This is a genomic window from bacterium, assembly GCA_019695335.1.
Taxonomy (GTDB): domain Bacteria; phylum CLD3; class CLD3; order SB21; family SB21; genus JABWBZ01.
Genome location: JAIBAF010000027.1, coordinates 1 through 26927, shown reverse-complemented (window position 1 = coordinate 26927; position 26927 = coordinate 1). Strand labels below are relative to the sequence as shown.

Here is a 26927-nt window from a genome sequence, read left to right as displayed (position 1 = left end):
TCGTCTTAACAACTTCAATGGACGATTGTTGTATACTGATAGCGTTGACGAATTAAAAACTAAAAGGAGAATGTATGAAAACTTTATTGCTGTTGTTAACACTCTTTACTGCCGGAGCGTTTGCTCAGGAAAAGTACATCGTGACCAATGGAAAAGTCTGTCCGGTGTTTGAAATTGGAGCAATGATTCTCGACGACGGTGTTTCGGTTCGTGTCGATCGAGTATCGGATCATATGCTGGCGAAAGGTTACAAACCGGCTGATCTGAAAATCGGTGACGTTGTATTGATGATCAATGGCAAGTCGGTTAAAACGCTCGACGACATTGAAAACTTATATAAAACTTCAGAGATCGGCGCTACCATTAAGTTAGGATTAAAGCGAGGTGAGGAAATGTTGATGGTCAGTTTTGTCAAAGCCGATCCGGCTACATTGCCGAAGATGCAAAAGAAAATGGTTCGCAAAAATGCCGACGGAACTGAAACTGAAACGACTGAATAAGAATGAACAAATTTATTTGGATTATACTATTAGCCACTGCAGTAGGGCAAGTATTTGCTCAAATCGTTCCATTCAATGAACGGGATGATAAATACCGGTTGCTTGGGCTCAAGCGGGCGAAAGAAGCGTACGAAGCGGCGAAGGCCGATTACGACCGCCAAAAACAATTGTTTGATAAAGCGATGGTTTCGGCACAGGAACTTGAAAGCGCCCGCCGCAATTTTGCCGACGCGGAAGTCAATTATCAGCAATCTTTATTGGCTGTACTTTTCGAACAGCAATTTGTCTCTGTGACAAAAGCCGTAAAGTACCAAGGCAGCAACAGTCAAAAGCGTGTTCGTGTGGAATTAACCAATGCGTCTGGCGGCGGCGGCGAATTTATGAAACTGGTCAACTTGGATGATAAGTTGTTTCAATCGCTGCAGCCGGATTTCATTAATAATGTTTACGTCTCGCTGCTCAACTCTGAAGGCGCCATTGTCAGCCAGCCGTACGAAACAAAGATTGCCGAATTGCAATACGGCAAACCGGTATCAGTCGATTTTATTCTGCTTCAGGATCTTGATGCAGTGACAGTGAATATTATTTACGGTAACGGTTCGTCCCGCAGTATGAAAATTTATTTGCAAAAAGACGCGTCGGAAAACAAAGTGCTCGTACAGTCGGAACAGTTTTCTCAGGAAGCCGATCTGGGCGGAACGGCACAATTCGATTTTTCACTCGAGCTTTTCAGCGGCAAAGATAACACGTTCAAGCTCGAAGTCGTGAATCTGCCGCCGGAAATTACGCGTTATTTTACCGATCCTGCTTCCGAGGCGAAGCTGAGCCAATTTAAATTCACCGAATCAGCGAACACGCGCAAAGCTTCGCTTCGTATTTTTTTACCGGATCGGCCGACGGAAGCCGTCGGTATTGATCGTTCAATTCCATTTTATGTGCTGGTGATACCGCAGGAAAAACTTGCTTCAGTGAACGATTGGAAACAAAGAAACTGGACGCGTGAAGAAATTGAAAAACTCAACGTCGGTTTTGTGAAGCTGGAATTGATTCCTCGCGGCAATGCTAAGTTACTCGTGCGTGCGCCGAAATTGTATTATTCCGCTTTAACCGGAGAAACGGTCGAGGCAACGGTGGACGTAAAAAACGAAGGCTCGCGTCGATTGGATAATATCAAAGCCGAGCTTGACATGCCGCTTAATTGGAAAAAGGAAATCACTCCGTTGGTTATTCCGTCGTTGGATATCGGTGAGGAAAAGAGCTTTCATTTTCAATTTATTCCTCCGGCCGATGTTGCGGTGGGTAAATATGAAATCAGGGTACGTACATCATCGGTATCAGAAAATCAGCCGGTGAATGGCGAAGATAAAACCATCACGATTGAAATGTTACCGCAAGCCAATGTTTTAGGCACGCTGTTGATTGTAGCGCTTATTCTCGGCGTCGTTGGCGGAATTGTATGGTTTGGGATCAAGTTGACACGAAAATAAAAGGAGAAACGTATGAGTCCGATGCTGGAAGCAAGAAATTTAACCAAACGTTATGAAGATCAGACGCTGGCGCTGGATGGCGTATCGTTCAGAGTATTGCCCGGGCAGATATACGCGATGCTTGGCGGTAACGGGGCCGGCAAAACTACCACCATCAATATTTTTTTAAATTTCATTAATCCTACGGAAGGTGAAGCGCTCGTTGACGGTATTGTGACGCATCAACAACCGCTGGCCGCGAAAACGAAAATAGCGTTTGTTTCAGAGAACGTCATGCTGTATCCCAATTTCACTGCGATTGAAAATCTCGAATATTTTACCAAACTCGCCGGAAAACAGCATTCAAATAAAGAGCTGGAGTCTGTTTTAATGCGCGTCGGTTTGCAAAAAGAAGCGTTTGACAGAAAACTGAAAGGATTTTCGAAAGGCATGCGACAAAAATGCGGCATTGCGATTGCGATTTTGAAAGATGCACCCGCAATTATTTTAGACGAACCGACTTCCGGACTGGATCCTAAAGCCGGGTTTGAATTTATGAAACTGCTCATGGAGTTACGTGAAGAACAAAAAGCTATTCTGATGTCGACGCACGATATCTTCCGCGCTAAAGAAAGTTCGGACGTGGTAGGCATTATGAACCAAGGGCAACTCGTTATGCAGCGCGCGCAAAAGGAACTTGAAGGCGAAGATCTTGAAAAATTGTATGTGCAATTCATGGCCGGTTATATGGAACCGCTGTCTGCATAACCCATACTAAAGGTGCATTATGTTTAAAACTATAGTATTAAAAGAAATTCGCGAGATGATCGGCTCGGTAAAATTTGTTTTTTCGTTCAGTGTGTGCGCTATCCTGATCCTTTTGGCATTTTATGTCGGAGCGCGCAATTATCAGGTCAACCGCGCTCAATATGAAGCGTCGATGCGCGAAAACATCAGGCAAATGGAAGGCCTTACGGAATGGGGCCAGGTTGAGACTCAGGTTTTTCTGCCACCGTCGCCGCTCGCCGCTTTGATTTCAGGTTTATCCAATGACGTGGGACGATCCATTAAAGTTGAAACAGTGGGCGAATTGATTTCTGAAAACAGCCGGTACGGTGAAGACCCGGTTTATGCCGTATTCCGGTTTCTTGATTTGGAATTTGTCTTCCAGGTGATTTTATCGTTGTTCGCCATTTTGCTGGCGTATAACGCCGTCAATGGTGAGAAGGAACAAGGTACTTTGAAATTAACTTTTGCCAATGCCGTTCCAAAAGATCGTTACATTCTTGCCAAACTGTGCGGCGTATTTATTTCCATTATTGGTCCGATGTTAGTGCCGATTCTGATCGGATGTATTTTGTTGATCATTATGGGAATCCCGATGAACGGATCGGAATGGCTGCGTTTGAGCCTGATTGTTTTTGCGGGTCTTTTATTTTTTGCAGTTTTTCTGAATTTATCAATTTTTGTTTCGGCTAAAACCGAACGTTCATCGTATTCGTTCTTGATCCTTTTGATCGTTTGGATTTTTTTCGTTTTGATCATTCCGCGTACATCCATTTTGTTGGCCGGCCGGGCGATCGACGTTCCTTCGATTGATGAAATTCATGCGCAGAAATTCCGTAATCAATCGCAGCTATGGACGGAGGATATGCAGAAGATCAATGCCTTCGTAGCTCCTAGTAACGATCCTGAACAAGCCATTGCGTCTTTCAATACATTTATGAACAAAACGCGGGATGAGCGCGAAGCCAAAATCGCCGAGTTCAATCAGCGTTTGAATGAAGACCGGAATAATCGGCAAACGGTTCAGCGCGAATGGGCATTCCGGATTGCGCGTTTTTCTCCCACCGCATCGCTATCGCTCGCGGTGATGAACCTTGCGGGTACGTCACAGGGCATTGAACAGCAATTTCTCGATCAGGCGCGATCGTACCAACAGAGTTTCGCTCAATTCATCAAATCTAAAAATAACGGTGAAACCGGCGGACACATGGTTCGGATCCAGGTTGGCGGCGCGCCTCAGGAAAAACCGAAACCTATCAATCCTTATGAAATTCCTGCATTCCAATTTCAAACATTGAGTAACGGCGAATACATTACGCCTGCGTTAACCGATCTCGGATTATTGATTGGGTTCAATTTAATATTTTTCGCCGGAGCAATTTGGGCGTTTTTAAAATTTGACGTGCGTTGACAATTGCTTTGATTGATAAAAAAACTAAAGGTGTCGTTATGGTGTGGACGATCGTTGAAAAAGAGTTCAAATTTATTCTGACCAGCCCGAAATTTTTTGGCACTTTTCTGGTGTGTTCCATTTTGATCCTGCTGAGCTTTTTTGTGGGCATTCAGGAATATCGTGTGACGGTAGCTCAATTCGAAACCGGGCAGGCGATGAACCAACAAAGCCTGCGTGAACGGACAACCTGGTCGGGCGCGGTCAATCGGGTCTACCGCTATCCCGATCCGCTGCAAATTATTGTTTTGGGCGTTAATTATGACATCGGGCGGTTTGCGCCGATCAGCGTCTGGACGCCTGTAAAACTGATGGAAAGTGCGTACTCTCAGGAATTGATATATGCCGTTTTTCGTTTTCTTGATTTTAATTTCATTGTCGTCATTGTCCTGTCATTATTTGCAATTCTTTTTACCTACGATGCCGTTAACGGCGAACGCGAAAGCGGTACATTAAAATTAACACTCGCGAATGCTGTTCCGAAATCGACGCTGATCGTAGCCAAATTAATTGGTTCATGGATAGGGCTTGTTGTGCCGTTATTGATTCCATTATTGCTGGGGTTACTGCTGTTACTGGTTTATCAAATTCCACTTTCGGCGGATCACTGGCTCCGCCTATTAAGTTTGTTTGGTTTGGCTATTGTATATTTTACGTTTTTTATGATACTCGGCCTGCTGGTTTCATCATTGACTCAGCGCTCGGCAACATCGTTTATGATATTGTTGGTCAGTTGGATTGTTTTGACGCTGATCGTGCCGCGGGCTGCGATCATGATCGCAGGGCAAATTATTCAAGTGCCTTCCGCGGCGGAAATTGACAGCCAGATCGACGGCTATTCAAAATCGCAGTGGGAAAAATACCGTGAAGGCGTACAAAAAACATGGGAACGCCGTAATAATGAACTGGATAAAATCCCTGAAAAAGATCGGGAAGCTTACCGTGAGCAAAAATTGTGGAGTTGGTTGGAAGAAGATGATGTAGCGCGTAAAGCTATGCAGGAAGATGTAGCAAGATATTCAAAGCAAATTAATGAGGATATGGAGAATCGTAAATTGCAACAAGTCAAGACCGGTTTTGCTTTGTCTCGATTTTCTCCGGCATCATCGTTTCAACTTGCAGCTATGAATTTGGCTGAAACGGATATTTTTATCAAGAAACGCTATGAACAAACGTTGAACGATTACCATGTCGTTTTTTCTGATTTTATTCAGAAAAAAAGCAAAGAAAGTGGAGGCGAAGGTTTGAGGGTGACAGTTGACAGTAGAAAAGGATTCAACGTTCAGGTACCGGACATGAAAAAAACTATCAGTGCGGATGAAATTCCTCACTTTCAGCATCCGAAAAGAAATACGGGCGACATCCTCAGCGATCTTATGATGGATTTGTCCTTATTGGTTGTTTTTAGCGGGATTGCTTTAGTCAGCGTATTCGTGGCGTTCTTGCGGTACGATGTGCGGTGATTAGTATTTCGGCATTGACGGATCAATCCGGTTGATAAATTCTATGATGCCGCCTTTAAGATTGTAAAGATTAGTGAGGCCGAATGTTATTTGTAATTCCCGGATCGCTTTGGCGCTTCTCATTCCGGATTTACAGTAGACAACAACCGGTTTATTACGCACAATCTTATCGATCTTTTCTGCAATCGATTTTAACGGTATCAATTCCGCGTCGAGATGAACGAGATCATATTCAAACGGTTCCCGTACGTCGATCAATTGGAAATCGGCGCGTGCATCGATCATGCGTTTAAGTTCGTCGACGGAAACGTCACGTATGGTATCGTCAGGCTTGTGCGTAATACCGCAGAATTCATCATAGTCGATCAGGTGACGAATCGATGGATTTGTTCCGTTGATGGGATTGCTCTCGTCACGTGAAAATTTTAAAATGCGTGTTTCAAATTTTAATGCATCGAAAAGTAATAATCGTCCGGACAAAGGTTCGCCGATGCCGGTAATGATTTTGATCACTTCATTCGCCTGCATGCTCCCGATAATTCCTGGTAAAACGCCCAAAACGCCTCCTTCAGCGCAACTTGGAACCAGTCCCGGCGGCGGCGGTGTTGGAAAAAGATCGCGATAGTTAGGCCCGACAGCGCCGTTTGAATCTGTGAAATTGAACACGGACACCTGGCCGTCAAACTGGAAAATCGAACCGTAAACCAATGGCTTATTCAATAAGGCGCATGCATCGTTAACCAAGTAACGAGTGGGAAAATTGTCCGTGCCATCCGCAATGACATCGTAGTCACGAAGAATGTCCATTGCATTTTGCGAACTGAGCATGCAGTGATGCGTGATTATATGAATGTGCGGATTGAGTCCCTCAAGGCGCGCTTTTGCGGCTACAACTTTCGGCTGGCCGACGTCTTTGACCTGAAATAAAACCTGTCTTTGTAAATTACTTTCGTCGACGATATCGAAATCGACAATTCCAATCGTACCCACTCCTGCGGCAGCAAGATACAGCAGCATCGGGCTGCCAAGCCCTCCGGTTCCAATCACAAGGACTTTGGCGTCTTTAAGTTTTTTTTGTCCTTCAAGACCGAATTCAGGTAAGATAATATGCCGGCTGTAACGGGCGAGTTCTTCGGCAGAAAAAATGTTCATTATAAAATCAAGTTTTAAAAAAATGATAGCGTAACGAAATTTTCGCTACGCTATCTATTCAGAGTGATATTTTTCATTAGTCTATTTTCTTTCCAACACCATCGCGCCGCCTTGACCGCCGCCGATACACAACGTCGCGAGACCGAATTGCAATTGCCGGCGTTTCATTTCTTTCAACAACGTAACGATCAATCGAGTTGCAGATGAACCGACGGGGTGACCTAACGCAATCGCGCCGCCGTTAACGTTCAAGCGTTCACGGCCGATTTCTCCGAGCGGTTCAGACAGATCCAATTTTTCATTGGCAAATTTTTTCGATGCAAAACACCGTTCGTTGGCAATGACTTGCGCGGCAAAAGCTTCATTCATTTCGACCAATTGAATATCTTTCATGGCTAATCCGGCGCGTTTCAGTGCGATCGGCGTACTGAAAACGGGACCGAGACCCATGCGTTCAGGATCAAGTCCGGCGAAACCGAAACCGCGGATGTATCCGAGAATATCGTAGCCCAGCGCTTTGGCTTTTTCTTCCGACATTACGAGGACAAACGCCGCACCGTCCGTGATCTGGCTGGAATTGCCTGCTGTAACAGTGCCGAATCGTCGGTCAAAAACAGGGCGCAATTTAGCCAGCGCTTCCATGTTTTGATTTTTGCGGATGCCGTTATCTTCATCGACAACGTTTTTATAAGATGGCGGAAGATAAACCGGTGCGATCTCTTGTTTTAAAATTCCGTCGTCGGTTGCTTTGGTAGCGCGTTGATGACTCATGACGGCAAATTCGTCTTGTTCCTGCCGGCTGACGCCGTATTCTTTAGCCAGCACTTCGGCCGTTTCGCCCATATTAAGTCCACAATAACCATCGGTGAGGCCGAGTTGCAACCCGATCACCGGTTTCAAGTCGCGTAATTTTAATTTGCTCAACGCGCCGAGCTTTTGTCCGAACGAGCGTGCTTTATAAAATTCAGCAAATTTATCCGTGAACGTTTGCGCGAAAAGCAGGGGAATGTTGCTCATCGATTCCACTCCTCCCGCGATAATCACGTCGGCCATTCCTGAAGAAATACGTAAATACGCATCAGCAACGGCCTGCATGCCGCTGGCACAATTGCGTTGTACGGTGAATGCCGGGATATTCTTGGGAATACCTGATTCCAAAGCGATGATACGTGCCACATTTGTTGCTTCCGGCGGTTGGGCAATATTGCCGACGATCACTTCATCGATCTGATCTGCGGACATGTTCGTGCGGGCGAGCAATTCGTGTATGGTCAGTTTTCCAAGATCGACCGCCGTGAGTTTGTTGAAAAGCGTACCGGCTTTGATATAAGGAGTACGCACACCGTCGATTATGACAACGTTTTTCATAAACGTGCTTTCAGGAAATTGAATTTTTTATTTATTACCGTAGGATGACTTGATCAGTTCATCCAAATATTTTCTCGGATCGTCGATCACTTCTTCGCTGACGACGAAATTCGTTTTTCCGGCCAGCTTCAATCCGTATTCATAATCTTTGAACAAGTCACGAGCAATCAGATTGAAAGTGCTTTTGATTTCGCCGGCTCGTTTGGAAATACGATTAATCGCGGTATCAGAAAATTCAAATACGATTCCGTGATTGCGGAGGAAGGTTTCCTGAAATTCCTTCATCGAACTGTACGTAAGCAATTTATTCAGTTCCGTATCAGGATTTTCCACGACGTCTTTAGTAACGCGAAATTTGCGGATCTGCGTTGACGGAAGTTTTTTCTCGTATTTGATCAGTACGTTTTCGAGAATGTTGACCAAACCGCGGGCGCCTGTTTTTTGCCGGTGAGCGCGTTCGGCGAATATCCGTAGGGCATCATCGTCAAAATTTATGTCGATGCCGTAGGCCTGGAAGTCGCGTTTTTTGCTGAGCGTCACGCTGCTGTTTTCATTTTTCAGAATATTGAACAAGGCATCGACCGTCAACTCGTTGAGAACGGCCAGAACAGGCAATCGCCCGACAAATTCGGATTCAAACCCGTATTCAAGCAGGTCTTCGGTTTTGATGCGCCGGAATAAGTCGCTTTTGCTTACGTCGGCTGATCGCGTAGGATCGGAACCGAAACCCATACGCTTTTGTTGTACGCGTTTACGGATAATGTCGTCGAGTCCTGAGAACGCACCGCTCATCACGAACAAGATATTTTTGGTGTTTACTTTTTTGCGTACAACTTTCCCGGTGCGTTGAGCTTCCATAGCCGCTTCCATCTGCGAAGCCATATCGTGCGGGACGCGCAGATCGACTTCCGATTCTTCCATCAATTTGAGCAAGTTTCGCTGAACGCCGGTACGCGAAACATCGATGCCACGAAAATTTGTCGCCGATGCAATTTTGTCGATTTCATCGAGGTAGACGATGCCGTATTCCGCGCGTTTGATATCGCCGTCGGCTTCCCGCACGAGATCACGGATCAGGTCTTCCACGTCGCCGCCGACGTAACCGGTTTCGCTGAATTTCGTCGCATCGCCCTTGACAAACGGTACGCCGATTTTGTTGGCAATCAGTTTGACAATATACGTTTTGCCGACGCCGGTAGGGCCGATCATCAATACATTGCTTTTAATATTACCGACGAGCTTTTGCTCTTCCGTCAACGTATCTTCCAGTTTCATCCGGTTGTAATGCGTCGCAATTTTAGTGGCCATGATTTCAATGGCTTCATCCTGACACTCGACAAATTGTTTCAGGTATGCTTCAAGTTCTTCGGGTTTAAGGTCGAAATTGATTTCAGATTCAGAATCAGAGCTCTTGGTGCCGGCTTTAGCGCCCATTGAGTCCTGTTCAGGGTCACCGCTGCCGTATTTGCCTTTAAGAAACTCTTCGAATTCTTTTTTAAATTGCTCCGTATTCGTATGCGATGAGAGATTCATTCCTTATGACCTTTCTTATAGAGTCTTATCGTCTTATAAAACTATCAAATTATGAAATTATTTCAAACGTTCTGCGTTTAAACTTATTCAAACTTAGTCCTCATAGCCAATAAATGCAAGTGGATTCTCGGCTGTAAATGTGTATATTGGCGGGCTTATTAAATCCAAATAATACATTTTCCGACTTATTAAAGAAAGCGGTTATGCAACTGTTACTGAATTATCTTAAAGAATATTGGAAATTGGTGGTACTGGCTTTGGTTCTGGCGGCGATCAACCAGGTTTTTTCTCTGCTCGATCCGTGGATTTTGAAAAAGGTCATTGACGAATATGCGACGCGGTATAGCGAATATACTACCGAGCAGTTTTTTCGCGGAGTATTCATGTTGTTAGGCGCATCAGTCGGCGTCGCCATGGTTTCACGTATTGCCAAAAATTTTCAGGATTATTTTGTTAATGTCGTTACTCAACGGTTAGGCGCGCAAATATATTCGGACGGCATCCGTCATTCATTGGAATTACCGTATTCGGTATTCGAAGACCAACGCAGCGGCGAGACGCTGGGGAAATTGCAGAAAGTTCGAACCGACACGGAACGTTTGATTTCAGCCTTCATCAATATTTTGTTTACGTCCATCGTCGGCGTAATTTTTGTAACGATTTATGCCATCAGCGTTCATTGGCTGATTGCGCCTATTTATTTTTTGACCATTCCGTTGATCGGGTACCTGAGTTCCGTACTCAGTAAAAAAATTAAAAAAGTCCAGAAAGACATCGTGGCGGAAACGACGGCGCTGGCCGGCTCGACAACGGAATCGTTGCGTAATATCGAGTTAGTCAAAAGCCTCGGTCTTGCTCAACAGGAGATCGAACGTCTCAATGGCACCACCGGTAAAATTTTACAGCTCGAATTAAAAAAAGTCCGTTATCTGCGAAGCTTGAGTTTCATTCAAGGAACGGTTGTTAATTTCCTGCGTACAACAATTATGTTTGTGATGCTGTATCTTATTTTTGATCGTCAGATAACGGTGGGTGAATTTTTCTCACTGTTTATTTATTCGTTTTTTATTTTCGGTCCGTTGCAGGAACTGGGCAATGTGATCAATGTCTACCGGGAAGCGGAAGTTTCACTCAAAAACTTTCAGGATATTCTGCAAACGCCGAAGGACCCGAAACCCGAGCGTCCCGTGCATGTGCCGGAGATCTCCAGTCTATCCTTTGACAATGTGAGTTTTAAACATCTGACGTCGAATTTTCACGCATTGACGGATATTTCATTTGAAGCGCGGGTCGGAGAAACGTTGGCGTTTGTCGGACCGTCCGGCGCCGGCAAAACCACATTGGTCAAATTACTTGTCGGTCTCTATATTCCTCAAAGCGGGCAAATCTTATATAACGAACATCCGAGCGGAGCCGTCGATCTGGATTCGTTGCGCGGACAGATCGGTTTTGTCACACAAGACACGCAATTATTTTCAGGAACCATACGCGAAAATCTTTTATTCGTCAACCCTCAAGCGACGGACGAAGAATGTATGGATGTATTGCAGAAAGCCGCTTGCCAAAGCCTGTTGGCGCGGGCGGATAAGGGCCTGGACACCGTGATCGGCGAAGGCGGCGTCAAAGTTTCCGGCGGTGAAAAACAACGGTTGTCCATTGCACGGGCGCTTCTCAGAAAACCGACGATCCTGGTATTTGATGAAGCCACGTCGGCATTGGATTCGCTGACCGAAGAAGAGATTACGGAAACAATTCGTTCCATTTCCGCAAGGCAAAATCACCTGACGATCATAATTGCGCATCGCTTATCGACGATCATGCACGCGGACAAAATTTTTGTTTTGGAAAAAGGGAAAATTGCCGAAACGGGAAAACACGGAGAGTTGCTTGAAGCTAAAGGCTTGTATTACGCGATGTGGCGCCAGCAGATCGGCGAGCGTAATGGCCGGTTGATCGAAAACGCCGTGAAAACGATGACAATGAATTGAGTGCTAACTGCGAAGATTATAAAGATCCAAACACACTTTCCGTTCTTTGTCCAAATCAATGATCGGAGACGGGTACTGATTGATACCGGAAGGATTGTGAATTAATTTTGCCGATAATTCTCTTAATTCAGGAATCCATCGCCGGATGTAGACGCCTTCCGGGTCAAACTTTTTACTTTGTGTGATCGGATTAAAAATACGAAAATAAGGCGCCGCGTCAACACCGGTGCCTGCCGCCCATTGCCAGTTGCCGTTATTACTCGATAACTCGTAGTCCAATAATTTTTCTGCAAAATACTTTTCACCCCAGCGCCAGTCTATGTGCAGATGTTTGACAAGGAACGACGCCGTGATCATCCGTACGCGATTATGCATCCATCCGGTTTCGCTAAGCTGACGCATTCCGGCATCGACGATCGGGAATCCAGTCCGTCCTTTGCACCATGCTTCAAACCACTTTTCATTATTCAACCACCGGACTTTATCGAAGGGCTTATTGAACGATTGCTGTACAACGTGGGGAAAATGATATAAAATCATCATAAAAAATTCCCGCCAGATTAATTCGCTCATATAAATTTTTGAACCGCTCGAAGAATAATTTTTTATTTCCAGCAATAACTGTCTTACTGAAATATTTCCAAAACGTAAAAACGGTGAAAGACGCGACGTTTGATCTTCGCCCGGTAAATCGCGGAGACGATCATAATCATTTAAAAAACTTATTGAAAACTGCTTCCATGTTTTTTGGGCTTCCGATTCGCCGCCTTTGATAAAATTTTCTTGCCGGTGGAATTTAATATTTTCAAGTCCGTTTACTTTCGGAAAATTTGTATTCAGAGAAACGATTTTGGTGAGGTTATTAACCGCAGGTCGTACATTTTCGGGAAGAAGCGTTTCGTACTCCTTGAGCCATTTATTTTTGTAAGCGGTAAATACTTTGTAAGGTGTCCGATCGTCTTTGAGTATTTCGTTTTTTTCAAAAACAACCTGATCTTTAAACGATTGAACATGCACGCCGGCTTCTCGACCGAGTCGGTCGATCGCAGTGTCGCGTTGCATAGCCACAGGTTCGTAATCATGATTAAAAAAAAGTGCATCGATGGAGCAGGTTTGAAATAATTCAGGTAATACTTTTTCCGGCAAGGCGTGAAATTTATGGACTGCCGCACCTCCGGATAAGCGTAGCTGCTTGTCGATATCTACCAGCGATTCCCAAATAAACGTCAATCGGCGGTCAGTGGGAGGAAGGTTTTTAATGATTGAAGGATCAAAAATAAAAATCAGTGAAACCGTACGGCTGTTTTCGATCGCATGTGCTAATGCCGTATGATCGTGCAATCGCAGATCGCGGCGAAGCCAGACAATTGAATGATTAAACTTCATAGCCCAAAATAAAGCAGATTCGCAATATTCGCAACCTCGTACTTTCACGGTGTGAAAGTAATCCACATCTGCTGATTTTTTAAATAACGTAAAATCATACGTTTGAGGCCGGGCATTGTTCTTGCCAGTTCTTACTCGCGTGTCTCAAATACAGTGTTTAAACAAAATTAAAAATGGAGAGATCAAAATGAAATGGGTATTATGCTTAGTTGGAATGTTATTTTTGAATCCAACGGCATGGAGTCAGAGCGATTCAAAAATTGACACCGTGATTGCATTGCAAAAGCAAATGATGCAGAAGCAAACCGAATTATACAATGAGGTAGCGTTGGAGCCATTGACAGGAAAGAATTACGGAATAGAATTGAATCCGGCCCGATTACTAGTTGCAAGTGCGGATAAAACATTTTCACTGGCCGGCGGATTTTCGTTATTCAACGTAAGCCGAAAAGCTGAAATTGCATTTCCTGTTTTGATTCAGTCCGGGCATGGCGATCGTTATTATGAAGTCGAGGCGCATTACCGCCGTTTTTTAGGGGAACATCAAAAAGGATTTTATTTAAGCGGCGGCGCAACATTTGCGCATATTAGTTCAAAAGAAGATGAGTTTTTGTCCGATGTTTCGAAAAGCGTTACTCGAAATAAGCTTGGCGTTTTCTGTGGTATTGGTTATCGTTATTTTTCGAAAAGCGGTTTGTACTGGGGTACAGGCTTGAGCGTTGGACGGTATTTTACAGGCACGGATAAAAAAGTCGATACATTTTTCAGCAGCGACTTTGAAAAAATATATTTGGATTTTCAATTATTGAAATTTGGTATTGCCTTCTGATAGCATAGTCTCCTCCGTTAAGAAGCGCTCCTTGTTGGAGCGCTTTTTTTATTTGTTCCAATTGAAGTTATTGTAGACATATCTCCATGTCGTAGCGACACTATTAAAATGAATAATCTGGTTTTCTTTTAGTACAAATTTCCGTATTATGGCACGGTTTTTTTAAAGAGGTTGTATGAATCACCGTTCATTACGGCAATGTGTCGATGACTTGGAAAAAAACGGATTCCTTATTCGCGTAACCGACGAAGTTGATCCGTATCTGGAGATGGCTGAAATCCAGCGTCGCGTTTATCAAAACCAGGGGCCGGCCTTATTATTTACCAACGTCAAAGGTTGCCGCTTTCCATGTGTGTCGAATTTATTTGGTACGATGGAACGGACGCGATTTATTTTTCGCCACACACTGAAACGCGTGAAACAACTGGTTGATCTGAAAATCGATCCGGTTATTTTTTTAAAACATCCGTTGCGATATGCCGGCGCGCCGCTGGCGGCTTTGAGAACCATCCCAAAAAAAGTTGCGTCCGGTCCGGTTTTGGCGCATCAATGCCGAGTACAAGATCTACCGCAAATTCAAAGCTGGCCGAATGACGGCGGCGCATTTGTCACTCTCCCTCAGGTATATACCGAACATCCGGATTTTCCCGGCTGGCGAATGTCGAATCTCGGAATGTACAGGATTCAATTATCCGGCGGACAATATATCACGAACGAAGAAATAGGATTGCATTATCAAATACATCGTAGTATCGGTGTGCATCATTCAGCCGCGATCCGGCGCGGAGAAAAAATGCGTGTCAGTATTTTTGTGGGCGGCCATCCGGCGATGGCACTGGCCGCCGTAATGCCGCTACCCGAAGGATTGACCGAATTGATGTTCGGCGGAGTTTTATCGGGCAACCGCGTGCGTTATTCTCAACGCGATGGATTTACTATTGCCGCCGATGCCGATTTTTGTATTACAGGAACGGTCGATCCTAACCTGAAAAAACCGGAAGGGCCTTTTGGAGATCATCTGGGATATTATAGTCTTACTCACGATTTTCCTTTTATCAAAGTCGACAAAATTTATCATCGCGAAGATGCCATCTGGCCGTTTACTGTTGTCGGGAGACCGCCGCAGGAAGACACGTCGTTCGGAGAAATTATTCATGAAATCACCGGGCCGATTATTCCGACTGTCATTGCCGGGCTCCATGCCGTTAATGCCGTCGATGCGGCCGGCGTGCATCCGTTGTTATTAGCCATTGGCAGTGAACGGTATGTTCCGTTTGAAGAGCGAAAACCGCAAGAAATTCTGACGATCGCCAATGCAATACTCGGCCAGGGGCAATTGTCACTTGCCAAATACCTGATGATTGCGGCAAGGGAAGACAATCCTGATTTGGATATTCATAATATCGGAGACTTTTTTAAACATATTTTAGAACGCGTGAACTGGGAGACGGATCTGCATTTTCAAACGCGAACGACGATGGATACGCTGGATTATTCAGGCACGGCGATCAACGAAGGTTCTAAAGTTGTTGTAGCAGCCGCTGGGCGCATTCGTCGTAAATTGCCGTCGCAATTACCCGTGGATATTCATTTGCCGGCCGGATTCAATAATCCAAAAATCGTAATACCAGGCGTCGTTGCGATTCAGGCGCCGGCCTTCAGCGACCGAACAATCGGAAAGAAAACGCTCAAAGGTTTCTGCGATTTTTACGAATCGGTTCGGGTTTGGGACGATTTTCCTCTGATGGTATTGGTTGATGACAGTGAATTTGCCGGTCGCAATCTGAACAATTTTTTGTGGACAACGTTCACGCGTTCAAATCCTGCGACGGATATTGAAGGCGTGCGTACGTTCATCGACGATAAACATTGGGGTTGTCGGGGACCTCTGGTAATCGATGCCCGTATCAAACCGCATCATGCTCCGCCACTGGCAGAAGATCCTGAAGTATCACGGAAGGTTGATGCGCTGGGCGTGAAAGGACGCGTTTTACACGGTTGGGTGTAACTTGTAAGTTTTGACGATAATTTTTAGATTGATCCGAATTAAAGGAGATGTATGGAATTGAAGTGTTTGCACGTGGCCGATATCTTTGGAACGCCGGGAATGGATATGGTAAAAGATACATTGCCGCGATTGATCGAAGAACGGAAAATTGATTTTGTCGTTGCCAATGGCGAAAACGCCTGTGAAGGTAAAGGCATTACCGATGTAATGTGCCAAACGCTTTTTAACGTAGGTGTACATGTGATTACAAGCGGTAACCATATTTGGGATCGTAAGAAAACGTTTTATTCCGAAAATCCTTTGATACAGAAATTCCTTCTTCGTCCTCTCAATTATCCAACAGGCAATGAGGGCAAAGGCTCCGTTATCTATCAACTCAAGAACGGAATCAAAGTTGGAGTGATCAATCTGCAAGGCCGTACCTATCTTTATGATATTGAATGTCCATTTCGTACCGGAGAACGTGAAATTGAAAGGATCAAAAAAGAAACCGACGTCGTAATCGTTGATTTTCATGCTGAGGCGACGGCTGAAAAAATTGCTTTTGCTCATTATGTTGACGGAAAAGCCAGCGCAATTATCGGAACGCACACCCACGTGCAAACAGCGGATGAAAAAATTTCGCCGGCCGGAACCGCTTTCATTACGGACGTTGGCATGACCGGCCCGCACGACGGCGTTATCGGAATGCAAAAAGATGCCGCCATCAGGAAGTTCATCCTTCAAACGTATTTCAAATTCGAGCCTGCTCACGGCGACGTAAGGCTGCACGGCTTATTTTTTAAAATCGATACGCAAACCGGTAAGGCTACGCACGTCGAACGGATCCGAATCGATCAGAAATAGTTTAATATTTTAGAATTTTTTTGTAATAATCTAAAGTTGACAATCTTCAATCTGAAACCATAAATTTTCCGGAGTTATCATGACCGCTGCAATCATTGATGGGAAAAAAATCGCTGACGACATTAAACATGAAATCGCTTCAGAAGTTGCCAAGCTAAAACAAACCGGTATCGTACCGCATTTGTCGGTCGTATTAGTTGGCGATAATCCTGCCTCGGAAGTATACGTTCGCAATAAAGGAAAAATGTGCGAAGAAGTCGGTATGAGCCATGAAACGATTAAATTGTCGGCGTCAACGTCGCAGGAAGAGTTATTAAAGTTGATTAATGAACTCAATACGAATCCGAAAGTTTCGGGTATTCTGGTGCAGTTACCGTTGCCGAAGCAGATCAATGAAAGCGTTATCATTAATTCAATCGATCCTTTCAAAGACGTCGATTGCTTTCATCCGTTTAATGTCGGAAGATTATCGATCGGCGAACCGGTATTTTTACCATGTACTCCGGCCGGTGTGCAGGAATTACTGATGCGCAGCAATGCCGATCCATCGGGCAAACATACTGTGATCGTCGGGAGAAGCAATATCGTTGGTAAACCTTTGGCAAGTATGCTGATTCAAAAAGCCAAAGGCGCGAATTCGACGGTAACCGTTTGTCACACCGGAACGAAAGATTTGTCCTATCATACAAAACAAGCGGACATTCTGATCGCGGCGATGGGACAAGCTGAAGTTATTCGCGGTGACATGATCAAACCCGGAGCCGTTGTGATTGACGTTGGGATGAACCGTGTTGCCGATGCTTCAAAGAAATCCGGATTCAGATTAACGGGTGACGTTCATTTCGAATCGGCCAAGGCTGTTGCGTCGGCCATTACGCCCGTACCCGGCGGTGTCGGGCCGATGACCATTATTATGTTGATGAAAAATACATTGAAAGCAGTTTTGAAAAAATAAATATCGAACCGAATGATGGAATCTGAATAACACGCGAGGCTGATGTATGGATATTCAAAAAAAGACGGTACTGGTATTGGGAGGATGGGGGCTCGTCGGCTCGGCAATTTGCAGAAAATTGATGGAAGAAAAGCCCGGTCGCCTGATCGTGACGTCGCTTAATAAGAGCGAAGCGATAGAAGCGGTAAGTGATTTGAAAAAAGAATTCCCCAAAGCCGGAAAGAATTTTTTTATACCATGGTGGGGTAATGTATTTCTCCGGCATCAACTGAAAGATATGCCTCGTGAAAAATTAATGGCGGACGAGCGTTATCGTGGCATGTTGATGGACGACATGATCTCAGAGTTGAACGACGAAGTACTGAAACGCTCGAGCCTGTTTAAATTGTTGAGCCAATACCAGCCAGATATTATTGTCGATTGTATCAATTCCGCGACGGCAATTGCCTATCAGGATATTTTCCAAAGCACGCGCAATGTTATCCGGCAACTCAATGCAGCTAAGAAGAAAAAACAAAACGATCTGATCGAAACGACCGAAAAATTATTATGCACGCTGTACATGCCGCAATTAATTCGTCACGTGCAATTGTTGTATCAGTCGATGAAAATTCATCGAACGCAAATGTATGTCAAAATCGGCACTAGCGGCACGGGAGGAATGGGATTGAATATTCCTTACACGCACAGCGAGGAAAGGCCATCACGCGTATTGTTGTCCAAATCGTCGATTGCCGGCGCGCATACGTTGTTGCTTTTCCTGATGGGACGGACTCCCGATGGTCCGATCATTAAAGAAATCAAACCGACCGGGCTCATCGGTTGGAAGAAAATCGATTACGGTGAAATCCGTAAAAAAGGACAACCTGTACGTTTGGTTGATTGCCCTCCCGAAAAAGCGGTGAAGCTCAACACTAAACTCCAGTTAAAAATGCCGGGATTAGCCAAAACGACCGGGAAAAATCTTAAAGCCGTCTACATCGATACCGGTGAAAACGGTGTATTTTCACGCGGGGAATTTGAAACGATAACGACGCCCGGTCAAATGGAATACGTTACTCCTGAGGAAATTGCCGAGAGCGTTATTTTTGAGGTTCGTGGCGGCAACACCGGACACGATATTATTAATGCATTGGATAATGCTACGCTCGAGCCGACGTATCGTGCGGGGTATCTTTTCCACAGTGCCATTAAAAAATTAAAACAACTTGAGACGTTGCACGGCATCGAAGGGATTGCATTTGAAATGCTCGGTCCGCCGCGTGTATCGAAATTGCTCTACGAAGCGTTCCTGCTCAAAGCCGGCTTTACGGACATGGACGTCGTTGCGCGGACAAGCGCAAAAGAATTGTCGAAACGTCTCACCGATATAATTGTAAACGACGAACAGCTGCGTCAGGAAATTATTTCCATTGGCATTCCTATTCTCATGTCCGATGGAAAATCTATGGTTCGCGGCGATGAAATTAAAATTCCGCCGTTTCACGGTGAAAACGAACTTAAAATTGAGAAGCACTCAATAGATTCGTGGGCGCGCGACGGTTGGGTGGATTTGCGCGTTGCGAATATGGAGCAATGGCGTAAACGATGCGCGATTCTCGTCAAAGAAATCAAATCGGTTGCAGATGACGAAACAGGTTCGCGGTATTTGCGCAACCGTGAATATTGGGATAATTTTCCGGAAATCGATCCGGGCAAGATGGTCGGGTGGATTTTTACAGTGGAAGAAAAAGGTAAGCGCATGAAAGCGTGATGACAGAATCAAAGGAATTATCATGAAACTCAATAAAATCGATCATATTGGCATTGCTGTTACCGATCTGGAAGCGGCTAAAAAACTATACGAAGCGATGGGTTTTCACTATACCGGACATGAAACGGTGGACGATCAGAAAGTCGAAACGGCTTTTTTTGAAATCGGAGAATCGAAAATTGAATTGCTCGCGGCAACCGATCCGTCCAGCCCGATCGCCAAATTCATCGAGAAGAACGGTAACAAAGGCGGCATCGCTCACATTGCGATCAATGTTACCAATATCGAGGAAAAGTTGAAAGACCTGAAATCGAAAGGATTTCAACTGATTGACGAAACGCCTAAAACGGGAGCTCACGGCGCAAAGATTGCGTTTGTTCATCCGAAATCGACGTCCGGCGTATTGCTTGAATTGTGTGAAAAACCATAAATTATTCAATCATCGCGTCGAGATGAATTTCGATAGTCTCGCGCTCTATGACGTAAAAACCTTAGTGCTTTGGCGTTGAACAAAAAAACTATCGGGATTGTTACAGCTTTACATGCTGAAGCGCGCCCGCTGATCGATTATTTCAATCTAAAAAAAGACCTCGCTTCGGCCAAGTTCGAAATTTTTTCAAACGACGATATAGCTTTGATCGTCAGCGGCATTGGGAAAATCAAATCGGCTGTCGCAACGACTTATTTTTTCAGCCAGATTGATCCGGCTTGTGCCGTTAATTTTGGAATTTGCGGAACACCTAAGACGCACTATACAATCGGCGACCTGATTGTCATAAACAAAATAATCGATTTTGCGGGACGGCGTGAATTTTTTCCGGATATGATCGTCAAACACGGTTTGATCGAAGATCAGGTTACGACGTTTGACACGCCGGTGACGATGGATATGGCGGTCGAACTGAATTTAAATCTGGTCGACATGGAAGCGTCGGGGTTCTTTCAATCGGCTTCGGTTTTTTTAGCGCCGGATAAAATCGCAACCTTGAAAATCGTTTCCGATTATCTTGAATTGGATCACATTACGCGGGAATTTGTTGCTGAACTGGTGCAAAAGAAATTGCCGGAAATTGACGGTTTCATACAACGATTTTCAGCCGCCCAGTCCAAAAGTGATGGAGTTTTTACCGATGAAGAAAATATTCTTCTCGGCAAATTGATCAATCATTTACGGCTCACGACGACGCAGATCCATCAACTGCGCGATTGGGCTACAGCGTATAAAATTGCATCAAAAAAAGAAATAACTTTTCTAAGCGAATTTCTTCATGCCGGTATCCGAAATAAAAACGAACGTCAATCCGCATTTAAACGTGTCCGCACCAGACTCGGTGTTGCCTAATTTTTCGCATATTTATATTGAAGAAGGCGCCGAACGATATTCGCTTACGGAGTCAATCCTGTCTAAATTTCCCAACGCAATCCGTATTGCCGTACACCATTACAAAGACATTTTTAATAGGCCGCAGCAAAATTTTCAATCACAAAAACGAAGCATGAAATTGATTCTTGCCGTCAAAAAAGATCATCTATTGTACGACGGTTCGGAATTCAGCCAGAGTATGGGTCATGATAATTTTTATTACAATTCGATGATGTTGAATTGCGTCTATAACTGCGATTATTGTTATCTCCAAGGTATGTACGGTTCGGCCAATATGGTTATCTTTGTGAATAGTGACGACTTTTTTAGCGCGGTTGTGGAGAAGTTACAGAAACCAATGTGCCTTGCAATTTCGTACGACACCGACTTACTGGCATTTGAAAACGTGGTACCGCTGTGTTCGCAATGGATTGAGTTTGCACGTATTCAGCCGAATCTCATTATCGAAATTCGCACCAAAAGCGCTAATTTTAAATCGATTCGTTCGTTGGCTCCGTGCGACCGTGTGATCCTTGCATGGACGATGTCGCCGGATGAAGTTGTCGAGCGGTACGAAAAAGGTACGCCGCCGCTGAAACGCCGCATCGCCGCGGCTAAAGAAGCCGTCGATTGTGGCTGGAAAGTACGCGCGTGTTTCGATCCGGTGATTCGTATCGATCATTGGGAAAAACATTATACGCAATGTGTTCAAACAGTTTTTGAGAAGTTGGATGCAGAAAAACTGCACGACGTCAGCGCCGGCGTTTTCAGAATGAATGCGGACTATCTTCGTAAAATCCGTAAGCAGAGAAATGATTCCGATGTGCTGTACCATTCGTATGTTTTTGACGGCAATGCTGCGAGTTATCCGGATGTTATTCGAATGGAAATGCATGCATTTATGAAAAGTTTGTTGTTTCAATATTTGCCTTCAACCAAGGTGTTTATATGAAAATTGCAATGGTAACCGGCGCTTCGTCGGGGATCGGATTGGCGATCTGCAAAAAACTGATTGCGATGAATTACCGCGTATATGGTCTCGCGCGAGATTTTTCAAAAACTAAATTCAAACACGCCGAATTCAAAACTCTGACTTGCGATGTTACTCATTCAAAACAACTTGAACAATGCGTTGACGATGTTTTCGAAAACGAGAAACAATTGGACGTGCTGATCAATAACGCCGGCGTCGGTTTTTTTGCGCCGCATGAAGAAATTAAAGTCAAAGATATTGAACGTCTGGTGCAGACCAATCTCCAGGCGCCGTTGGTGCTGACCCGATTGGTTCTTCGAAAAATAAAACAGTCGGAAGGTTTTATTATCAACATTGCGTCAATTACAGCCGTGAAAAGCAGCCCGATCGGAAGTGCGTATGCCGCGACCAAAGCCGGGATTAAACATTTTTCCGACAGCTTATTCGACGAAGTCCGTAAATACGGAGTGAAAGTGACAACGATCTTGCCGGACATGACTAAAACTCCGTTTTACGATGGCCTTCATTTTAAAGAGCACGATGATGCCGACAGTCACGTCACGTCCGAATGCGTTGCTGACGCCGTTGAAACGATTTTATCTCAACGAAAAGGGACTGTCGTTACTGAAATGATTGTAAGACCTCAGAAACATCAGATAGAGAAAAAGAAAAAAAACGATAAATAGGGGATTACTTCTTTTTCCATTTCATCAATCCAATCCGCTGACCTCTTTCAGAATCGTTGATCAGCGTTTTTAAACGCTTGAGTTTTGTTTCCTCTTGTTTCGCGCTTACCACCCACCAAATACACGGCTTTTGATACGACGGAGGCTGAGACTGAAAAAAGGCCCAGGCTTTTTTATTTTTTTTGAAAAGCGTTTCCTGAGATGTATCGAGCTTGGCTGCCTGGCGTTCGTATGAATATTGCTGAATCTTCTTCGTATTTCGTGCTTCGTAGGCTTTGATACCTGTCGGGCGCATGAGCCCTAACTTCATCAGTTCGTCTACACGCTTGAGATTGACCGCGCTCCAGTTACTTCCGGGCCGGCGCGGCGTGAAGCGTATGGTATAACTTTCGTTGCCGAGTGACTTGCGAACGCCGTCGATCCATCCGTAACACAATGCCTGATCGACCGATTCAGGCCACGTAATACTGGGCTTGCCGCAATCCCGTTTGTAAAAACCGACTAATAATTCATCGGCTTTATCGTGGTTTTTTTCCAGCCAAACGCGGAAATCTGCCGGAGTCGGAAAAAATAATGGTTTCATAAAGCTGCCTTTTAATCAAACATCCACATAACCTTGGTCCCATGTGCGCTGCGGGTCGTGGTTGCGGAGATCCAGTCCGAGAACCGTTGCTTTGAGATTCAGCAAAACGCAAAGCCAGCCGGCGTAATTCTCATGCCATGTGGTTTCGGGAACGCCGGTTTCTTCCATCAGCAAGTCCGTTCCGCCGTGACCGTCGGAATTCAATTCGAATCGAACTGTCGACTGATCAAAATAGGTTAGGACGAACCGGGACGACGGTAAGCTTTCGATGATCCGCGAAGTAACCGACTGTCCGTTGATAAATTGAAAATGAATTGTTCCGTTTTCTTCATGGCTGTCTTTAGCCCAGAATTTTTTTCTACCCTTGTCGGTTGCCAGTAATTCGTACACATTTTCCGGCGCGGTGGGTAAGTGCAAACGCCAGCGTATCGGAGGCTTCATATCATTCTCTTTGATAAAAAAATAGGCTGCCGAAAGACAGCCTATTTCTATTTTTCAATTAAAAGTACTATTACTGTTTTTGCGAATACATCGCCGCCATGCGTTTATGCATTTCTTTCAGGGAGACATTTTCGAAATGCGTTGAGATAATCCAATTGTGTCCGAACGGATCTTCGATGCGGCCTGAGCGGTCGCCGTAAAACTGATCGGCCACCGGCATGAGCAGTTTCGCACCTAAGGATACCGCTTTTTCAACGACGGCATCGCAATTTTTAACGTAAACATTCATGCCCACCGGCGTTTTACCCAAGGTTTTGGCGCTGATATTACCCCATTCCGGAAATTCGTCGGCCAGCATGATCCGTGAATCGCCAATCTGTATTTCAGTATGCATGATCTTACCATTGGGATCGGACATACGGCCCGGGCGCTCCTTAGCGCCGAAAACTTGTTTATAAAATTCAACGGCGCCCGCTCCGTCGTGAACGGTTAGATACGTCGTAACATTATGGTATCCATTGCCCATGTATGAAATTTTGGCTTTCGCTTTGGGTTTCGCTTTACCTTTGGGCTTGGACTTGGCTTTGCTTTTGCCTTTCGCTTTAGCTTTGGATTTAACCTTGCGTGCCATAGGACTTGATTCCTTCATTTATGTGTTGAATGTGACGAGATTGATCGTGTATAAACTACGAAGCCAACCCCGCCTGCGTCAAGGGTAATTTTTGATTTTTTTGAAGTTAGTTGCCGGATAGCTTTGAAATTCAAAAATATATTAAAAAATGTGTTGCAACTCGGAATTAAATTAGTATATTTGTGTTGTAACACGTAATTGGAGATTTTAATATGAGCCTTGAAAATCGGATCAAACAAGCGCGATTCAGTAATTTAGGAGAAAAAGCTGCGATTAATTTGTTGGTCGCATCCGGGTTTATGACGCAAAAATTTGATGCCATATGCGCTGAGTTCGATATTACGCGCGGACAATACAACGTTCTTCGGATTTTGCGCGGCGTTTATCCCGAAGGCCATCCGAGGAGCGAAATCATCGATCGTATGATCGAACGCGCACCGGACGTGACGCGGCTGCTGGACAGGCTGGAGAAACAAGGATTGGCCGAGCGGACTTCTTCATCCGAAGACGCCCGCTTGTCCGTAGCCCGTATCACTAAAAAGGGTATGAAACTCCTTGATATGATGGCCGGATCGATTGCTGAACTGGACAATTATCTTATTCAAAGACTGAATGATGAAGAGTTAGTCCGGTTATCCGAAATTTGTGAAAAAATTTATAACGAATAAGTTGTAAAAAAATTTTAAACAGATATGTGTTATAACACATTTAACTTAATAATAAGGAGTTCACATGATTAAGTCACTGTTTCAAACCGATCGCGACTGGTCGTCGCTGTTAGTCCGGTTAATTTTAGGGATCGTTATGTTTCCGCACGGCGCGCAACACGCTTTGGGGTGGTTCGGAGGATATGGTTTTGCCGGAACCTATGGCTGGATGACCGGCACAGTAGGCATTCCGGGATTTTTCGCGGCTTTGGCCATTGTCACGGAGATCGTCGCACCCTTGGCGATGGCTGCCGGTGTACTGACGCGGGCAGCCGGCTTCGGAATTTTTATGTTGCTGTTAGTAGCCGCAAAAACACATTGGGAAAACGGATTTTTTATGAATTGGTTTGGCGGTATGTCCGCCGGCGTTGAAGGGTTTGAATATCATATTCTTGGAATGACGCTCGCATTGGTTTTAATCATCAAAGGAGCCGGACGTTATTCTGTCGACCGATTATTAGTTAAATAAATTCACAACAAAACAAAAAGGAGTAGTTATGAAAATCCAGGAATCTGTCCGCGATCTGTATTCCATGATCCAGAATGGAAATGCTTTGGAAGCTTTTGAAAAATATTACGCCGATGACGTTGTCATGCAGGAAAACGAAACATCGCCGACCGTCGGCAAAGAAGCGAATCGTAACCGCGAGAATGAATTTTTCTCAAAAGTTACTGAATTTCGCGGCATGGAGATTAAATCGATTGCCGTCGGCGATAACGTCGCGGCGATAGAATGTTTTCTCGATTATACACACGCCGATTGGGGCATCCGTAAATATACGCAAGTATCTGTTCAGCGCTGGAAAGACGGCAAGATCGTACACGAGCGCTTTTACTACGGCAACTAAAATCGGGCGATTTAATAAATTTGCAACGCATTTCACAAGTGCGTTGCAAATTGCGTTAAATACAATTTGGAAAAAGACGGTTCGTCGTTTACATTACCAATAACCGTTCTTTGAAAACTAATGATAACCCTTCACAAAGGAGGAGAACATGGAAAAGTGGTATGCGCTGTTCCAAAAAATGGAAGCCCATCGCGATCTGTGTTTCGAACTTCTGCGGATTTATCTGGGTTTGGGCCTGCTGGCCAAAGGTATTTTTTTCATTTCGCAAACGGAATATCTCGCGCGCCTGCTGATGGAGTCGGGAGAATTTCAGGCGATGACGACGATCGTCGTGCATTACGTTGCGCTCGCACACATTACGGGTGGACTGATGCTCGTGATCGGCATGGGCACACGGTTGGCAGCGGCCATTCAGATCCCGGTTTTATTCGGCGCGGTTTTTTTTATTCATTTCAAAGAAGGGGTTTTCACGACCGGTCAAAATTTAGAATTCTCCGCCCTCGTTTTATTTTTACTGATCCTCATTTTCGTCTACGGTTCCGGCCGCTGGTCGCTCGATTATAGTCTTGAACATCGAAAGGCCGAAGTCGAAGTGTAACCGGTTGGCTGGCGCTTATTAAACTCTCTCCGCTGCTTCACGTCTAACGTGCACAATCTACAGAAGGAGACGTGTATGCGGAATTTGGGATGGTTGATCGTACTGATATTGGCTGGTTGCGGTGGCAGTATCGAATTAGTCAGTACGCGCCCTACGTCGGAAATCACGATCGACGGCAGCGATGCCGACTGGCAAAACGACCGGATGATCGTCAAAGACAGCAAAGTAGCTCTGGGGTTCCACAACGACGATGAATTTCTCTACGTATCAATCACGCCGACGGACCGGCGGCAGGGAATGCACCTCATGATGATGGGAATGACCATCTGGTTCGATCCGACCGTGTCGAAGAAAAAATCTTTCGGAATCAAATTCCCGCTTGGCCTTGCCGCATACGGTCTGACGCCGATGATGATACCGATGGGCGAAGGCAAACGCCCGAAAGAAGATCCTTTCGAAAACATTTCAAAAGATTTTCTGAATGAACTCGAGATCATCGGACCCGGTCCGTATGATCGCGTGCGGCTCGAACTCAAAGACCTCAAAAACATCGCCGTGAAATTAAAAAACACTAAAGACGGCGTATTTTACGAACTCAAAATTCCTCTCAAACG

The 26927-nt window shown here is 44.9% G+C and carries 27 protein-coding genes; 20 read left to right on the top strand and 7 right to left on the bottom strand.

Features of this window, described 5'->3' with window-relative positions:
* Positions 1–74: 74 nt before the first annotated feature.
* Genes K1X84_08705 through K1X84_08685 form a run of 5 tightly spaced genes read left to right on the top strand, consistent with a single transcriptional unit; the run spans position 75 to position 5665 of the window.
* Positions 75–500 carry a PDZ domain-containing protein gene (locus K1X84_08705; GenBank protein MBX7151708.1) on the top strand — a complete coding sequence of 142 codons (426 nt, stop codon included), beginning with the start codon at positions 75–77 and terminating at the stop codon, positions 498–500.
* A 2-nt stretch (positions 501–502) separates the two neighbouring features.
* Positions 503–1987 carry a hypothetical protein gene (locus K1X84_08700; protein ID MBX7151707.1) on the top strand — a complete coding sequence of 495 codons (1485 nt, stop codon included), beginning with the start codon at positions 503–505 and terminating at the stop codon, positions 1985–1987.
* Positions 1988–2008: 21 nt separating this feature from the next.
* Positions 2009–2734, top strand: coding sequence for an ABC transporter ATP-binding protein (locus tag K1X84_08695; protein ID MBX7151706.1), 726 nt, complete (start codon positions 2009–2011; stop codon positions 2732–2734).
* 19 nt (positions 2735–2753) lie between these two features.
* Positions 2754–4163, top strand: a complete 1410-nt coding sequence (locus K1X84_08690) for an ABC transporter permease subunit (GenBank protein MBX7151705.1) — start codon at positions 2754–2756, stop codon at positions 4161–4163.
* A gap of 38 nt (positions 4164–4201) precedes the next feature.
* Positions 4202–5665: an ABC transporter permease gene (locus K1X84_08685; protein ID MBX7151704.1), complete on the top strand. Its 1464-nt coding sequence runs from the start codon at positions 4202–4204 to the stop codon at positions 5663–5665.
* Here the strand turns inward: K1X84_08685 and moeB are convergent, their stop codons facing one another.
* From moeB to K1X84_08670, 3 genes are all read right to left on the bottom strand, one after another.
* On the bottom strand, positions 5666–6817 hold the full coding sequence (gene moeB, locus K1X84_08680; GenBank protein MBX7151703.1) for a molybdopterin-synthase adenylyltransferase MoeB: 1152 nt from the start codon (positions 6815–6817) through the stop codon (positions 5666–5668).
* Positions 6818–6898: 81 nt separating this feature from the next.
* Positions 6899–8185 carry a thiolase family protein gene (locus K1X84_08675; protein MBX7151702.1) on the bottom strand — a complete coding sequence of 429 codons (1287 nt, stop codon included), beginning with the start codon at positions 8183–8185 and terminating at the stop codon, positions 6899–6901.
* A gap of 27 nt (positions 8186–8212) precedes the next feature.
* Entirely contained in the window at positions 8213–9718 is a 1506-nt protein-coding gene (locus tag K1X84_08670; GenBank protein MBX7151701.1) for an AAA family ATPase, read from the bottom strand.
* A gap of 203 nt (positions 9719–9921) precedes the next feature.
* Here K1X84_08670 and K1X84_08665 point away from each other — a divergent pair, with 203 nt between their 5' ends.
* Complete coding sequence (locus K1X84_08665; GenBank protein MBX7151700.1) at positions 9922–11706, top strand: ABC transporter ATP-binding protein/permease; 1785 nt, start codon at positions 9922–9924, stop codon at positions 11704–11706.
* 3 nt (positions 11707–11709) lie between these two features.
* Here K1X84_08665 and K1X84_08660 read toward each other — a convergent pair whose 3' ends face one another.
* The gene (locus K1X84_08660; protein ID MBX7151699.1) at positions 11710–13092 is read right to left on the bottom strand and encodes a DNA photolyase family protein; all 1383 of its coding nucleotides are present in this window, start codon (positions 13090–13092) and stop codon (positions 11710–11712) included.
* A gap of 187 nt (positions 13093–13279) precedes the next feature.
* Between K1X84_08660 and K1X84_08655 the strand changes: the two genes are divergently transcribed.
* The 9 genes from K1X84_08655 (at position 13280) to K1X84_08615 (ending at position 22505) form a co-directional block, all read left to right on the top strand.
* Positions 13280–13921 (top strand): hypothetical protein, encoded by a 642-nt coding sequence (locus K1X84_08655; protein MBX7151698.1) that lies wholly within the window; start codon positions 13280–13282, stop codon positions 13919–13921.
* 175 nt (positions 13922–14096) lie between these two features.
* On the top strand, positions 14097–15929 hold the full coding sequence (locus tag K1X84_08650) for a UbiD family decarboxylase (GenBank protein ID MBX7151697.1): 1833 nt from the start codon (positions 14097–14099) through the stop codon (positions 15927–15929).
* A gap of 51 nt (positions 15930–15980) precedes the next feature.
* Positions 15981–16775 carry a TIGR00282 family metallophosphoesterase gene (locus K1X84_08645; protein ID MBX7151696.1) on the top strand — a complete coding sequence of 265 codons (795 nt, stop codon included), beginning with the start codon at positions 15981–15983 and terminating at the stop codon, positions 16773–16775.
* Between the two features lie 79 nt (positions 16776–16854).
* The gene (locus K1X84_08640; GenBank protein MBX7151695.1) at positions 16855–17730 is read left to right on the top strand and encodes a bifunctional 5,10-methylene-tetrahydrofolate dehydrogenase/5,10-methylene-tetrahydrofolate cyclohydrolase; all 876 of its coding nucleotides are present in this window, start codon (positions 16855–16857) and stop codon (positions 17728–17730) included.
* Between the two features lie 46 nt (positions 17731–17776).
* Positions 17777–19483, top strand: a complete 1707-nt coding sequence (locus tag K1X84_08635) for a short-chain dehydrogenase (protein MBX7151694.1) — start codon at positions 17777–17779, stop codon at positions 19481–19483.
* Between the two features lie 22 nt (positions 19484–19505).
* The gene (gene mce / locus K1X84_08630) at positions 19506–19913 is read left to right on the top strand and encodes a methylmalonyl-CoA epimerase (protein MBX7151693.1); all 408 of its coding nucleotides are present in this window, start codon (positions 19506–19508) and stop codon (positions 19911–19913) included.
* 75 nt (positions 19914–19988) lie between these two features.
* Positions 19989–20825 carry a nucleoside phosphorylase gene (locus tag K1X84_08625; protein ID MBX7151692.1) on the top strand — a complete coding sequence of 279 codons (837 nt, stop codon included), beginning with the start codon at positions 19989–19991 and terminating at the stop codon, positions 20823–20825.
* Positions 20797–21798 (top strand): hypothetical protein, encoded by a 1002-nt coding sequence (locus K1X84_08620; protein MBX7151691.1) that lies wholly within the window; start codon positions 20797–20799, stop codon positions 21796–21798. Before K1X84_08625 ends, K1X84_08620 begins: the two co-directional genes overlap by 29 nt.
* Positions 21795–22505 carry an SDR family oxidoreductase gene (locus tag K1X84_08615; protein MBX7151690.1) on the top strand — a complete coding sequence of 237 codons (711 nt, stop codon included), beginning with the start codon at positions 21795–21797 and terminating at the stop codon, positions 22503–22505. The genes K1X84_08620 and K1X84_08615 overlap by 4 nt, the downstream gene beginning before the upstream one ends.
* A gap of 4 nt (positions 22506–22509) precedes the next feature.
* On the opposite strand, the gene K1X84_08610 is transcribed toward K1X84_08615, so the two are convergent.
* The 3 genes from K1X84_08610 to K1X84_08600 form a co-directional block, all read right to left on the bottom strand.
* Entirely contained in the window at positions 22510–23088 is a 579-nt protein-coding gene (locus K1X84_08610; GenBank protein ID MBX7151689.1) for a YdeI/OmpD-associated family protein, read from the bottom strand.
* 15 nt (positions 23089–23103) lie between these two features.
* The gene (locus K1X84_08605) at positions 23104–23529 is read right to left on the bottom strand and encodes an SRPBCC domain-containing protein (GenBank protein MBX7151688.1); all 426 of its coding nucleotides are present in this window, start codon (positions 23527–23529) and stop codon (positions 23104–23106) included.
* 70 nt (positions 23530–23599) lie between these two features.
* Entirely contained in the window at positions 23600–24055 is a 456-nt protein-coding gene (locus K1X84_08600; protein ID MBX7151687.1) for a VOC family protein, read from the bottom strand.
* Positions 24056–24372: 317 nt separating this feature from the next.
* On the opposite strand from K1X84_08600, the gene K1X84_08595 reads away from it, so the two are divergent.
* The 5 genes from K1X84_08595 to K1X84_08575 all read left to right on the top strand — a co-directional run.
* Positions 24373–24828 carry a MarR family transcriptional regulator gene (locus K1X84_08595; GenBank protein MBX7151686.1) on the top strand — a complete coding sequence of 152 codons (456 nt, stop codon included), beginning with the start codon at positions 24373–24375 and terminating at the stop codon, positions 24826–24828.
* Positions 24829–24892: 64 nt separating this feature from the next.
* Complete coding sequence (locus K1X84_08590) at positions 24893–25336, top strand: DoxX family protein (GenBank protein ID MBX7151685.1); 444 nt, start codon at positions 24893–24895, stop codon at positions 25334–25336.
* A gap of 28 nt (positions 25337–25364) precedes the next feature.
* Positions 25365–25715 (top strand): ester cyclase, encoded by a 351-nt coding sequence (locus K1X84_08585; protein ID MBX7151684.1) that lies wholly within the window; start codon positions 25365–25367, stop codon positions 25713–25715.
* Positions 25716–25863: 148 nt separating this feature from the next.
* Entirely contained in the window at positions 25864–26313 is a 450-nt protein-coding gene (locus tag K1X84_08580; GenBank protein ID MBX7151683.1) for a DoxX family protein, read from the top strand.
* A 75-nt stretch (positions 26314–26388) separates the two neighbouring features.
* The coding region (locus K1X84_08575; protein ID MBX7151682.1) for a hypothetical protein at positions 26389–26927 on the top strand (539 nt) is incomplete at its 3' end.